Here is a 14,166-nt window from a genome sequence, read left to right as displayed (position 1 = left end):
CTTTTGCCTAAAATCCATAACTTTTGTACCTCAGCAGACTGAAAAATGCTCTACTATAGGTAAAATTAAGATAGACTCCCCAGAATCAGTTATCATAACTTAAGTGAGAACTTAAACAATAGAATCATGAAAAAAACCATAAATATAGATTGGTCGGATTGTGGTCCAATTACTTTAGTAGTCGTGCAACCCACCTCTTTTTGTAATCTCAATTGTGATTACTGTTATTTACCCGATCGCCATTTAAAAAATACCCTATCCTTAGATTTAATCGAGCCGATTTTTCAGAGGGTTTTTAGTAGTCGTTTTCTCCAAGATAATTTTACCATTTGCTGGCACGCCGGCGAACCCTTAGCAGTTCCCATCAGTTTTTATGAAAGTGCCTTTGCTAAAATTGCGGAAGTTAGCGAGAAATATAATCAGCAGGGTTACTGTTTTCGTCATTCAGTACAAACTAACGCCACTTATATTAACGATGCTTGGTGTCAATTATTTAAAAAGCATGATGTTTATGTGGGAGTCAGTCTTGATGGACCAGCTTTTATTCACGATATCCACCGGCAAAACCGCAAGGGAACTGGCAGTCATGCTGCTACAATGCGGGGGATTTCTTTCTTGCAAAAACATGAAATTGATGTGAGTATCATCGCTGTTTTAACAGAAGATTCTCTCGACTATCCCGACGAAATTTTTAACTTTTTTTGGGATCATGGTCTTACCGATGTGGCTTTTAATATGGAAGAAACCGAGGGGATTCATTCACAATCTTCCTTAGATAAATTAGGTATTGAACAACGTTATCGCCAGTTTATCGCCAGATTTTGGGAGTTAGTCACGGTCAAACAAGGAGAATTTAAGCTGCGGGAATTTGAATCGATCTGTAGTTTGATTTATGCCGATGAACGCTTAGAAAATACTGATATGAATCGACCTTTTATGATTGTCAATTTTGATAATCAAGGTAATTTTTCCACCTTTGATCCGGAATTACTATCGATTAAAACTCAACCCTACGGCGATTTTATTTTTGGTAATGTTTTGACCGATTCCCTAGAATCTATCTGTGAAACTGAGAAATTTCAACAAATTTACGCTGATATGCGCGCTGGAGTCGATTTATGTCGGCAAAACTGCGATTATTTTGGGGTTTGTGGGGGTGGTGCTGGTAGTAACAAATACTGGGAAAATGGCACTTTCAACTCCACAGATACTAAAGCCTGTTTATACCGGATTAAGTGTATCACCGATATCGTTCTCGATCGCCTAGAAAATTTATTAGAAGTTTAAAGATTTTTTTAGCTATCAGTAAACAGTTATCAGTTATCAGTTATCAGTTAAGTAGCTGGTTATAATTAAATTAAAAATGGATTTTAGGTTCGATCCCCCCTGCCCCCCTTGATAAGGGGGGTGCCGATAGGCGGGGGGATCCCCCCTTAATAAGGGGGGCATCTGATAATTTTTAACGCCTACCTACTTATCAGTTATCAGTTCACTGATTATTGTTTACTAATAACCTATGAAAAAACTTAATCTAAATACCATTTTTCCAAAGTAATGGCATGGTATTATTCTTCTTCTAAGGTTAATCCTAACGCCTGTAAGCGTTCCGCTAGTCGATCCGCACGTTTTTTTTCTTTATCGGCACGTTTCTTTTCTTTATCAGCGCGTTTCTTTTCTTTATCAGCGCGTTTCTTTTCTTGACGCATTTGAGACTCTAACTCAACAGTTGTTAAAAATTTCTCTCCATCGGGACGGTACAATTCTAAACTAGATTTATCCCAGATAAAACGCATACCTAAGCGGGGACTTATCCAGTCATTGATGGGGATAATTTCTCTTAAATTTTCTCCCTGTCTTTGCCAACCTTGTAAACGACAGCGCATCGGGTTATATAAATAGTATTCTTCTACACTATAGGTGTCATAAAACTCTAATTTTCGACTCATTTCTGCTTTTGTATTCTTCGGTGATAGAATTTCAAAAACCACTTGAGGAGCGATATTTTCCTCCTGCCATTGACGATAGGAACCCCTTCGTCCTTTGGGACGGCCAAAAGCTACCATCACATCGGGAGCAACCGGTGAAACCAAAGTAGAACGCAGAGGATACCAGAGTAAATCTCCAGCAATAAACACCCTAGGGTCATCGGCAAAGATAATTTCTAAATTCTCCTTAATTTTAACAATCCACTCATATTGTTCGGTATTATCTGCCATCGGTTGACCATCACTATCGGGGAAAAGAAGATCGTCGTCAATATCAAGATAACTAACCATTGTCTTTTAATTTTAATAGATGGTTGTTTTCTGATTGTAGCAAGATAATTATGAATGATGAATTATGAATTATGAATTGGGGAGTGGGGAGAATGGGGTAATGGGGGAGTGGGGGAGATGGGGTAATGGGGGAGTGCGGGAGTGTGGGAGTGGAGAGGAGGGGAGGAGGGAGAAAAAAGCTGACAGCTACAAAAGGTCTTAAGCTGCGGTTATATCTAGTAGAGTCTATATTTATCAAAAAGTTAATTGACTAGAATCTATAAAGACGTTAGGATTGATGGTGACAAATAGTTGTTATTGAGAAGAGGATAAGAACTTGATACAGGCAACCCTGCACCAGTTAAGGGTTTTTGAGGCTACCGCTCGACACAGTAGCTTTACCAAGGCGGCCGAGGAGTTATTTATCACTCAACCTACCGTCTCAACCCAAGTCAAACAACTCACAAAAGCTGTGGGTTTACCGCTATTCGAGCAAATTGGCAAACGTTTATTTTTAACCGAAGCGGGTCAGGAATTACTGTTCACCTGTCAAGAGATTTTTGATAAATTGGACAACTTTCAAATGAAAGTGGCCGATATTAAGGGAACTAGACAGGGAAAGCTGACTTTAGGCGTAATTACTACCGCTAAATACTTTGTACCGCGATTATTGGGGGCATTCTGTCAACAGTATCCCGGTATTGACATCGCCCTGCAAGTGACTAATCATCAGAAACTGCAAGAGCGAATGTTAAACAACGAGGATGACCTCTATATTCTCAGTCAACCGCCGGAAGAAGTGGAACTTTGTTCTCAGTCTTTCCTCGAAAATCCCCTAGTGGTGGTGGCGCGACGAGATCATCCTTTGGTGGGCCAGAAAAATCTGCCCCTTGAGTGCCTCAACCATCAACCTTTTATTATGCGCGAATCGGGATCTGGAACCCGCCAAGCGGTACAAAAATTATTTAATCTCCACGATATTAAAGTTAGGGTGCGCTTGGAATTAGGCAGTAACGAGGCCATCAAACAGGCTATTTCTGGCGGTTTGGGAATATCGGTACTATCTAAGCACACTCTCATCTCGGAAGGAGAAAACGGCGAATTAGCCATCCTCGACGTGGAACAGTTTCCAATTCAGCGCAATTGGTACGTTTGTTACCTGGCCGGAAAACAACTTTCCGTGATTGCCGATGCTTTTTTCAAATACCTGCTGGAAGCTAGTCAAACCATCCCCATTCATGCCCCGTTAAAAAATGATCACAGCTTATTAGTGACCCATTAAACCTTAAACTTTAATTCAGGATCATTTTTCTTCTTGAGGTGGTTATATGTTCGAGTCCTTCAGCCAGACTATCTGGTTGGTACCTCTTTATGCCCTTGCGGGCGCACTTCTCGCTCTACCCTGGTCTCCCGGTATTATCCGGCAAACCGGCCCGCGACCGGCCGGTTATCTGAACTTGATCATGACCTGCTGGGCTTTTTTGCATAGTCTTTTTGCTTTGCTCGCCGTTTGGGGTCGTCCGCCGCAATCTATAGCATTTAATTGGCTAAATGCCGCAGATTTAAGCATATCTTTAGATGTGCAGATTTCGGCCGTTAATATCGGGGCTTTACTGCTAATTACCGGCTTAAACCTCGCCGCTCAGGTATATGCGATCGCCTATCTAGAAATGGATTGGGGTTGGGCAAGGTTTTATTCTCTCGTCGCCCTCTTTGAAGGGGGTATGTGCGCCCTAGTTATCTGTAATTCGCTATTTTTCAGCTATTGTGTGCTAGAAGTTCTCACCCTCGGCACTTATCTACTGATTGGTTTCTGGTTCAATCAATCTCTGGTGGTAACGGGGGCGCGGGATGCTTTTCTAACCAAACGGATTGGCGATTTAATCCTGTTGATGGGAGTGGTGGCCCTTTTACCCCTGGCGGGAACCTGGAACTTTGACCAATTGGCAGAATGGGCGGCTACAGCCAATTTAAACCCCAATGTGGCTAATTTACTCTGTTTAGCCCTGATTGCAGGTCCAATGGGCAAATGCGCTCAATTTCCCCTGCATTTATGGCTAGATGAGGCCATGGAAGGACCGATGCCAGCGACAATTCTGCGGAATACCGTCGTCGTTTCCACTGGCGCTTGGTTATTGGTGAAATTAGAGCCGGTGCTACAATTATCGCCCTTAACCTTACAGGTGATGATCATTGTTGGCTCTGTTACTGCTATCGGTGCGGGGTTAATTGCGATCGCCCAGATCGATGTCAAGCGCTCCCTTTCCTATTCCGTCAGTGCCTACATGGGACTGATTTTTATCGCTGTGGCCACCGGACAAACGGAAACCGCTTTAGTGTTACTCTTTACTTATGCGATCGCTATGTCCCTGTTAGTCATGGTGGTGGGTAACATCGTTTGGAATAATATCAGCCAAGATTTAAGCCAATACGGCGGTTTATGGTCTCGTCGTCCCGTTTCTGGCATTTGTTATCTCGTCGGTGCCGCTAGTTTAGTCGCACTGCCTCCCTTTGGTGGTTTTTGGTCCTTAGCCCGCATGGGCGATCGCCTCGCAGAAATCAGTGGTTTACTGTTATTAGTGCTATTGTTGGTCAATGCCTTAACTGCCTTTAGTGTCACTAGAGAATTTTGCGTTTTCTTTGGCGGTAAAATCAAACCGATGACCCTGCGCTCTCCGGAAGCTCTTTGGCCCTTAGTTATCCCCATGACTGTGACCATGGGTTTCGCCCTTCATTTGCCGATTTTATTAGCGCAATGGCATTTATTACCAAGTAACTTAAATCTGGGAGTGGCTTTTCTCTTGGTGCTTTCCACTGCTGCGGGCGTAATTCCGGCAGCCTATATTTATCTGAATGAAAATATCTCCAAACCGATCGTTTTTCAACCGAAAGCCCTTCAAGATTTCTTTGCCAACGACCTTTATACCGCCCAATTGTATAAAGTCACCATCGTTTTTGTCATCGGATTAATCTCGCAAATTATTAACTGGATCGATACCTTTCTGGTGGATGGCATCGTTAATTTGGTGGGATTAGCCACGGTTTTTGGTGGTCAGAGTTTGAAATATAACGTCTCGGGACAGACCCAATTTTACTTTCTGTCGATTATTTTGGGGGTGGCTTTGATTGGTATTATCATCTGCTGGCCCCTACTAGCACAAATTTCTCTAGTTTTCAGTTAAAGATTTGATAACTTAGGCTTTTCTTTAGCATCCCCGGCCTTGACAATAGGATTTGTCCTGATTAATGGAAACAATTACCTATGTTCAATACCTCTCGTCGCCAATTAATCCGTTATGGGGGTGGTTTTTTGGGAACCAGTCTAGCCGCCTCTGTTTTGGGTTCTCAGTTGTCCAAAACTAACGCCCAAACTGCTGTTAATTCCCAGCCATGGCTAACGGCTCAAAATCAAGGATTGAACCCAGACCAGGCCTTAACTATGCTCATGGAAGGCAATCAACGTTTCTGGGAACGAAGAAAAAAAAGTCCTAACCGCGATCAAACTCGGCTCACAGAAGTGGCCGAAAGTCAAGCCCCTTTTGCGGCAATTTTGGGCTGTGCCGATTCTCGCGTACCGGCAGAAATCGTTTTTGATCGCGGATTAGGAGATCTATTTGTTTGTCGGGTAGCGGGAAATTTAGCCACTTCCGAAGAAATTGGTAGCCTCGAATTCGGCACGTTGGTATTAGGAGCCAAGGTAATTGTTGTCCTTGGTCATTCTCGTTGTGGAGCGGTAAAAGCCACCATTGAAGGGGGTCGTTTCCCCGGTCAAATCGGTCGTTTGATCGATGGCCTACAGGTGGGAGTTGATCGGGCTGAAAAACAACCCGGTTCTAACAAACTTGAGCGAGCAATTAAATCCAATGTTATCTATCAAGTAGAGAAATTAGGCAAGTCCCCAGTCATGGGTGATTTAGTAGATAAGAAACAATTAAAAATTGTTGGAGCCTACTACGATCTCGATACCGGCAAAGTGAGTTTAATTTAGTCAATTCTAGATTAGTCATCGTGTCGTTTGGCTAATCCTTTTCTCATCCCAGTCATTATAAATTCGATCGATACCAATATGCTCAGTACCCTGCTTTGGTTGCCAATAATTGGAGCAATTATCGTCGGTCTTTTCCCCGATAAATTTGCCCCAGCAAAATTACGTCAAATTACCCTCTTTTTTGTTGCCGCCGTCCTCCTTTGGTCTTTATATCTGCTGACCCAATATAACTTAACCAGTAATGGCTTTCAATTTTCTGAATACCGCGAATGGGCAAAACCAATCGGTTTAAGTTATAACCTCGGAGTCGATGGTTTGTCCTTACCGTTAATTATTTTAAACTGTTTCTTGACAGGAATAGCTATCTATAGTACCGAAGAAAAAGTAGAGCGTCCCCGACTTTATTACATCCTAATCCTCCTGATTAACGCCGGGGTTTCTGGGGCATTAATGGCCAAAAACCTGCTGCTGTTCATCGTTTTCTATGAACTAGAATTAATCCCCTTTTATCTGATGATTGCTATCTGGGGAGGCGAAAAACGTGGCTATGCTTCGATTAAATTCCTTCTCTATACTGCTGTCTCTGGGTTATTAGTCCTAGCGGCATTTTTAGGGATAGGTTTCCTCAACGGTGGTACTTTTGACTATTCCTCCCTCTCCACCGCCGATTTCTCCCAAAAAACCCAATTACTGCTCTTAACTCTGCTGTTAGTGGGATTTGGCATCAAAATCCCCCTCGTACCTCTCCATACTTGGCTACCGGATGCCTATACGGAAGCTTCCCCCGCTACAGCAATTTTATTAGGTGGTATCCTCGCTAAACTCGGTACTTATGGCTTAGTTCGCTTTGGTCTGCAATTATTCCCGGAAACTTGGTCTTTAATCGCCCCCGGACTGGCAATTATCGGCGTTATTAGCGTTATTTACGGGGCCTTGAGCGCTATTGCCCAAAAAGACATTAAACGCATGGTGGCCTACAGTTCGATCGGTCACATGGGCTATATACTGGTAGCAGCCGCCGCCGGCACGGGTTTAAGCGTCCTTGGTGCCGTCGCGCAAATGATTAGCCATGGTCTCATTCTCGCCCTCTTATTCTATCTGGTGGGCATCGTCGAACGCAAAGCCGGAACTAGAGATTTAGACGTTTTAAACGGTTTAATGAACCCAATTCGCGGTTTACCCCTGGTTAGCGCCCTATTAATTCTCGCCGGTATGGCCAGCGCTGGGATCCCCGGATTAGTGGGATTTGTGGCGGAATTTATCGTTTTTCAGGGTAGTTTCTCCCGTTTTCCCGTGCAGACGGTTCTCTGTATCATCGCTTCCGGTTTAACGGCGGTTTACTTTGTTATCCTGCTTAATCGCACCTGTTTTGGTAAATTGGATAATAAACTTGCCTACTATCCCAAAGTCCTGAAATCGGAAACTATACCCGCTTTTGTCCTAATGGTATTAATCGTCTTTTTAGGTATTCAACCCAATTATTTAGTCCGTTGGATTGAACCCACCACTAACTCGATGGTTGCCAGCTTATCGGGAGAAGCAAAACCTAGTTTTGTCTTCAAAAAATCTCCGCAAAAGTCCTCAAAAACCAACTGGTTGAATCGGGGTAAATTTTTGAGTAATAGTTAGTTATCCCTTGCTGTTTCCGAATTATTGTAACCGCTGCTAATTACTTTACCTAAAACTATGACTGGGACATTAATCAAAGCCAAAATTCCCCCTTCTACTCACGAATTCGCCGACATTATCCACCGTTTAGAAGCGGGTGGATCCATGTTGCCGGATACTCCCGAAAACCTGATGCAAATTATCGGCATTTATAAAGCTTATGCCGTGCCGATGGATTTTTATTGGCGAGATCTGCTCTATATTGCCGAACGAGTTTTCCTCGATCCTTTGCCCTTTTTTAAATATTTTCTGCCCCAAGAATACCTAGACCTACAAAATCATTACGCTGGCGATAATGCCGATTTACGCATCTGGCGCGGTACGGGTTCCGCTCACCCTGAATTGTTAGAATTCATGGATAAAGGTAAAACCAGAAAAATGCCCAGATTAATCCATCATCTCTGGCATGACCGCGTTAATATGGAATTTGCTGAAGCTTGTATGCAAGCCATGTTATGGCATGGCCGCGATATGGGTTGGGGTTTATTTGATGCCTATCTTGATTCAGAAGAATATCGCCAAAATGCCGACCGCGCTATTAAGGCCTATTTCAAGAAAAATCCCGTGATGATGAAACTTTATGACCTGTTCCCCGATATGTTTTTGGAACAGGTGCGGATGATGTCCTACTACTCTAATTTAGGACTATTCTGGGAAGTGATGGCCCCGGTATTTTTCGAGATGTCCGATATCTACGATGAAGGCGGGTTTAAAGGTGTTCCTGATGCCATGAATTTCCTCGTTAATGGCATTTTTGCCATCGCTGGCCGGCCGATTTATCATCACGTTTATATTGATGGTCAATGCTACGAAATTATCCCCAAATCAAAGGCTTTTACTTGGCTTTATGAAGCGGCTTTACCCTATGTGGAAGCGGTCTTTTATCGTACTGCTCCCTTCCGGGGTACAAAGTCCTATAATGCCCAAGCAAAACAGGTTCCTGACGAACAAAAAGACTTTCACTATGGCATTCTTTATGCGGATGTTTTCCCCGTGGGTACTGCGGGAATTCCTCCCACTTTGTTAATGGATGATATGTATCATTTTTTACCCCAATATCTAATTGATTACTATCAGCAAAACTGCCGGGGGGAAGACGATATTTTGATTCAATTGGGTATTAGTTTCCAGCGCTCGATGTATAATGTTACTTCAGCAGTTATTCAAGCTCTACGCACTGCTTTACTTTATCCCCTCGACGATCCTAATCCCAAACATTTACTGAAAAATCGTCAATTCTTTGAGGCACAAATGGACAGATTTAAACGTCCCGAAGCGCGTCTTAGAGATATCCAAAGTCCTAATTATCGTTAAGGTTTTTGGGTTATTTTTCTGGTGGGTTTATCGCCCACCTTTTTTGATTATGAGATAACCGAAACCCAATGTCATACTAATACTAAATCCGTTGAGTAACCCACAGAAAACGGGTTTCTCGGAAAAACCCGTTTTCTACTCGAGGGAATAAATAAGTAGGTAGGCACAATTATTTGTAGGATGGGTTAGCGGTAGCGTAACCCATGCGGGCGTTGGGTTTCATGCTTCAACCCAACCTACGTTCATTTTATATTTAATTCCACCCACCTACTTAATCAGTATTTAATAGTCAGATTTAGTATTAAGTACCTAAGCAAAATTAATTACACATTTCGATAAAGCTTTTGCCTCTTGCCTTCGTTAAAACCACCCACTTAATAGGATAGTTACAGAACGTAAAAATTGGCTAATTCAGGAGTTATTATTATGCTAGACCAAATGATGAAGATGTTAGAAGGGCAACAAATAGGCCCCTATCGTCTTAATAAATTTCTCGGTGCGGGTGGTTTTGGGGGTGTATTTCATGCTAGTGAAATGGTCAGAAATACATCGGTCAAAGAAGTTGCCATTAAAGTTATCCCCGAAAGTAGCGATGATAAATTAATTGAGTTAACAAATTCCAGAAAGTTAGAACATCCTAATTTAATTAAGAGTTATGCGGTGGGGGAATTTACTTTTCTCAAGACAGAGATGCTTTATTTAGTGATGGAATTGGCACAGGGTAGCCTAGAAAATCACATTGCCAAAGGCAGTTTGTCAGCGGATGAGATTACAAATATTACTGCTCAAGTCGCTCAGGGCTTAAATTATCTTCATCGACAAAATAAAGTGCATCGAGATTTAAAACCGGGTAATATCCTCAAGGTTAATCAACAATACAAGTTAGCAGATTTTGGCTTAATTAGAACCTTAAATAACAAAAGCCACACTCAAACAGTCCACAATACCGGTACAATTATTTATATGCCTCCCGAAGCCTTTAGGGGTGATATTTCCTCAGCTTGGGATCTGTGGTCATTAGGTATTATGTTAATCCAAATGACGACTAATCAATTTCCCTATAAGTTCAATAATGACAATAATCAATTAATGGTAAAGGTGATAAATTGTGAGCTACAAATCCCTAGTTTACCGAAAGAGTTTAAACCGATTATTGAAGGGTGTTTGCAAAAAGATAGAAGACAAAGATGGACTGCACAACAGGTTTTAAATGCCTTACAAGCACTCAAAAAGCCTGTTTCACCAATACCCCTAATTGCTTCACCCACTCCATTTACCGAAAACCTACCCAATCGAGTCACACTAGAGATGGTGAGCTTACCAGCAGGTGAGTTTCTCATGGGATCTCCTGACAGTGATCCCAATGCTTTGGATGATGAAAAGCCTCAACACCAAGTTAAAGTCAACAGTTTTGCGATTGGTAAATATCCTGTGACTCAGGCACAATATCAAGCAGTAATGGGAACCAATCCCTCTCGGTTTAAAAATTGGTTTAAAAATAATCCCCAAAATCCAGTAGAAAATGTTAACTGGAACGATGCTCAAGCCTTTTGTCAGAAATTGAGTCAAATAACCGGCAAAAGCTATCGCCTCCCCACAGAAGCGGAATGGGAATATGCTTGTCGTGCGGGGACTACTACTCGCTTTTATTTCGGTGATGATGCTAATCAGTTAGGAGATTACGCTTGGTATGACGGAAATTCTCAGAAGACAACTCATCCTGTGGGCCAGAAAAGGCCCAATGCTTGGGGACTCTATGACATGAGTGGCAATGTTTGGGAATGGTGCGAAGACGATTGGCATAGTAGCTATATCGGAGCGCCGACGGATGGCAGTGCTTGGTTAATAAATGATAATGATAATGATTATCGCATACGGCGGGGCGGTTCTTGGTGCCTCAATCCAAATGTCTGCCGTTCCGCTTGCCGCAACGTCAGCCGCCGCCGCGACAGCCACCTCAGCTTCGGTTTTCGGGTGGTGTGCGGTGCTGGGAGGACTCTGTAACCCTTTTTCCCTTTTTTTCCCTTTTTACCCTTTTTCTCTTTTTCCCGCCGCTAGGCGGGTCGATTTTTTTTTTGAGCCGTAGCGACTGTCTTGATTGTCAAGGGGTAACTCAAAAAACAATCAAGGAGTTGCTGTCGAACCTAAAATCTCAAGCCAGAAAAAAGCGCAGCAAAAACTAAGTCGCTCAGGTTAAACCAAAGCAAGCGCAACCCTTGATCAGAGATAACAAAAAGTGTGAATCTCTAGGAACAAGGTGGTAAATTGTCAGCAAGCTGCCAAGGCTGATTTTGGCGAACCATTGCATTAAGAATAACTAAGATTTTCCGCACACAAGCAGTCAGAGCCAGTTTTTTTGATTTACCGCGTCCGACTAGGCGTTCGTAAAAGGTTTTAATCACCGGATTATGACGCATAGCTACCACCGCTCCCATGTAAAGAGTCGCCCGAATCTGAGCGCGACCTCCCTGAATCATTCGCTTACCTTTATGTTGACCACTATCAGGATTAATCGGTGCGACACCGACTAAGCGAGAGATTTGTTTGGCGGTTAATTGACCGAGTTCTGGTAAGTCGGAGACGAGAGTAGTAGAAATTACTTGACCAATCCCCGGCACGGTTTTGAGTAAATTGACTTTCTCGAGCCATTGTTGGTTAGCTTGGGTCAATTCCTCAATTTCTTGATTGAGTTTTTCGAGGCAGTTATCGAGATACTCAAGATGGGCTTCGATATCGACCAAAGCTTTACCGCGAGCGCGTTCCCGTCGGTTTTTTTCGGCAGTCCGCATCTCGACAAGTTGCCGGCGACGACTAATTAAGTCGCCCAATTGACGAGATTCTTCCGACTCAACCGCTAATATTTGCGGTTGCATTGCTTCGCCAAAATGAGCTAAAATTTGAGCGTCAATGGCATCGGTTTTGGCTAATTTACCAGTGGCTTTAGCAAAGTCTCTTCCTTGACGGGGATTGATTAAGGCTACAGGTAAATCCGCTTCTTGTAATTGAATCACCAGTTCAGTTTCTAAACCTCCTGTTGCTTCCAGAACGATGAGGTTGACAGTGTAGGATTTTAGGGTTTCGACCAGTTTAGATATGTCCTCCTTTGTGTTAGCAACTTTCATCGCTTTACTGAGGGGACGAAGGTAAACATCTAGGGTCGCTTTACTAATGTCAATGCCTACCCATTGAGAGATATTTTCCATGATTAAACCTGAGAAATTGGCGGGATTAATGGTTCTTTTGGAGAGCATCCCCTTGATTTTACTCATCCTTGCCCGATACGGTCTCTTAGCTTAACAATTGATTGTTTTCGCCACGACCCCGGCGACTGTTCGAGTTTTGTCAGGGAGATTATGGTGGTGACCCTTGCTACGAAGCGGTCTTTTCCGACCAAGGTTGGGACGGTCTACCACCTCTCTCAATATACAAGGTTGGGTTGAGGAACGAAACCCAACCCAATTATTTAAAAGTGTTGGGTTTCACTATCGTTCAACCCAACCTACGATCTGAAATTAAATAATATTGTGGCGCTCCTAACGCACCCTACCTACTCATTCCCCCGTACTTTTTGCCGCAAACCCTATTTAGAGCCGTTTTTTTCAGTGAAAATAGGGAAATTTTCCGTAAATTCCCCCACCCCTAACACCTGATACTCAATCCAGTTATTAAAGACTGATTATTTATTCCCCCTTTTGCCTCTTGTCTGACTGGGAGTCACAAGTCTAAGCTAAGAATAGCTTGCCAACCCGTCCCGACCACCGGATAACTGATAGAATGAATGATTCTAACGCTAATTCTCCCGCTCAATCCTCAGAAGAGACAATAGATGAAACCAATTGGGTAGATCTGGGGGAAGAGGAGAAACCCCTAGATAAACCCACAACCAAACCTATCCAACCATCTCCTCTCAAGTCTATCGCTACCCTGATCACGGTGGAAACGGCTTTTTTGGCCAGTGCTACCAGTTTAATCTGGTTAATTGATTATTATTTTCCCCTCGGACCGTTATTAAGGGTTTTCTTCCCGATTCCTATCGCTTTGGCCTATTTACGTTGGGGCGCTCGTTGTGCTTGGATGACAGCATTAGTTTCTAGTTTACTTTTGTCGGTGTTAATGGGACCGACTCGCAGTATTGTCTTTTTGATTCCCCACGGCCTGATGGGGTTACAATTGGGGCTATGCTGGCGCCGGGGTGCGCGCTGGGAATTTTCTATCTTGACCGGGGGACTGTTGGGGGCTTTTGGTTTATTCTTTCGTTTTTGGCTGTTTTCAATTCTTTTAGGCGAAAATCTCTGGTTATATGTGATTACCCAAGCGACTAATTTTATCGATTGGATTTTCACCTGGTTAGGGATTCTCGCTAAACCGACGCTGCTGCAAGTGCAATCGGTAGCAGTTGTGGGCATATTTGTCAATAGTTTATTATACTTATTTGCCGTGCATTTAGTGGCGTTATTAGTTCTTGATCGCCTCGGTAATCCGATTTCTCGTCCGCCCAAATGGGTGCAGTCCATACTAGATTATGAGTGATTATTTAGCGCTTTATTCTCTACGAAAATATTGCCGGTAATCAAGGCAGTAATTTGGCCGCAGCCCGATGGTTAGAGGGGAAAGGTTATCGACTATACCGTTATCGTCCCTACCGGCAAGAATTGCTAGAAATCGAGTCAGAAGCCGATTTACAGGAAATTTTGAACGTTATCGCCTTGCCGGAACAGGAATTAAGGGATTAAGGAAACCGTCAATCTGGTCATCTCGTCGATAATACTAGGGGTACTGGCGGGTTAATTAATTCTTAAAGAAAGCCAAAAGGGGATAAAAAGGTAATTTTAGCCTGAAAAGTCGGCTAGATAGCTTTTTAGGTCTATTTTATTGCCTATCATTGCTCCTGACTCCTTTCTTGCCCCGAAAAATTTATCTTGGTCAGGGGATCATCGTCTT

Annotated in this window: 11 protein-coding genes; 9 read left to right on the top strand and 2 right to left on the bottom strand. The window is 43.0% G+C overall.

Annotated elements, in window-relative coordinates:
• The first annotated feature begins 126 nt into the window (after positions 1-126).
• Positions 127-1,287, top strand: coding sequence for a cyclophane-forming radical SAM/SPASM peptide maturase GrrM/OscB (grrM, locus tag B5D77_RS17150; RefSeq protein WP_008203181.1), 1,161 nt, complete (start codon positions 127-129; stop codon positions 1,285-1,287).
• A 278-nt stretch (positions 1,288-1,565) separates the two neighbouring features.
• Here the strand turns inward: grrM and B5D77_RS17145 are convergent, their stop codons facing one another.
• Complete coding sequence (locus B5D77_RS17145) at positions 1,566-2,276, bottom strand: Uma2 family endonuclease (protein WP_004268392.1); 711 nt, start codon at positions 2,274-2,276, stop codon at positions 1,566-1,568.
• Between the two features lie 316 nt (positions 2,277-2,592).
• Here B5D77_RS17145 and B5D77_RS17140 point away from each other — a divergent pair, with 316 nt between their 5' ends.
• From B5D77_RS17140 to B5D77_RS17115, 6 genes are all read left to right on the top strand, one after another.
• Positions 2,593-3,537 (top strand): LysR family transcriptional regulator, encoded by a 945-nt coding sequence (locus B5D77_RS17140; RefSeq protein ID WP_106909278.1) that lies wholly within the window; start codon positions 2,593-2,595, stop codon positions 3,535-3,537.
• Between the two features lie 46 nt (positions 3,538-3,583).
• Positions 3,584-5,437 (top strand): NAD(P)H-quinone oxidoreductase subunit F, encoded by a 1,854-nt coding sequence (locus tag B5D77_RS17135; protein WP_106909277.1) that lies wholly within the window; start codon positions 3,584-3,586, stop codon positions 5,435-5,437.
• 80 nt (positions 5,438-5,517) lie between these two features.
• A complete protein-coding gene (locus B5D77_RS17130) occupies positions 5,518-6,243 on the top strand; it encodes a carbonic anhydrase (protein WP_106909276.1) in 726 nt (241 codons plus the stop codon).
• A gap of 78 nt (positions 6,244-6,321) precedes the next feature.
• The gene (locus B5D77_RS17125; protein ID WP_106910021.1) at positions 6,322-7,872 is read left to right on the top strand and encodes an NADH-quinone oxidoreductase subunit M; all 1,551 of its coding nucleotides are present in this window, start codon (positions 6,322-6,324) and stop codon (positions 7,870-7,872) included.
• Between the two features lie 57 nt (positions 7,873-7,929).
• Positions 7,930-9,225, top strand: coding sequence for a CO2 hydration protein (locus B5D77_RS17120; RefSeq protein ID WP_002761524.1), 1,296 nt, complete (start codon positions 7,930-7,932; stop codon positions 9,223-9,225).
• Between the two features lie 426 nt (positions 9,226-9,651).
• Positions 9,652-11,229 (top strand): SUMF1/EgtB/PvdO family nonheme iron enzyme, encoded by a 1,578-nt coding sequence (locus B5D77_RS17115; protein WP_106909275.1) that lies wholly within the window; start codon positions 9,652-9,654, stop codon positions 11,227-11,229.
• 242 nt (positions 11,230-11,471) lie between these two features.
• Here B5D77_RS17115 and B5D77_RS26685 read toward each other — a convergent pair whose 3' ends face one another.
• A complete protein-coding gene (locus tag B5D77_RS26685) occupies positions 11,472-12,428 on the bottom strand; it encodes an IS110 family transposase (RefSeq protein WP_216824542.1) in 957 nt (318 codons plus the stop codon).
• Positions 12,429-12,999: 571 nt separating this feature from the next.
• Here B5D77_RS26685 and B5D77_RS17110 point away from each other — a divergent pair.
• Positions 13,000-13,755 carry a DUF2232 domain-containing protein gene (locus B5D77_RS17110; RefSeq protein WP_106909274.1) on the top strand — a complete coding sequence of 252 codons (756 nt, stop codon included), beginning with the start codon at positions 13,000-13,002 and terminating at the stop codon, positions 13,753-13,755.
• A 53-nt stretch (positions 13,756-13,808) separates the two neighbouring features.
• A complete protein-coding gene (locus B5D77_RS26295) occupies positions 13,809-13,958 on the top strand; it encodes a hypothetical protein (RefSeq protein WP_172969739.1) in 150 nt (49 codons plus the stop codon).
• The last annotated feature ends 208 nt before the right edge of the window (positions 13,959-14,166 follow it).

The sequence above is a fragment of the Microcystis sp. MC19 genome (genome assembly GCF_003019735.1).
Taxonomy (GTDB): Bacteria; Cyanobacteriota; Cyanobacteriia; order Cyanobacteriales; family Microcystaceae; genus Microcystis.
Note: the sequence above shows the minus strand (reverse complement) of the source record. Positions and strands in the feature narration are given on the sequence as shown.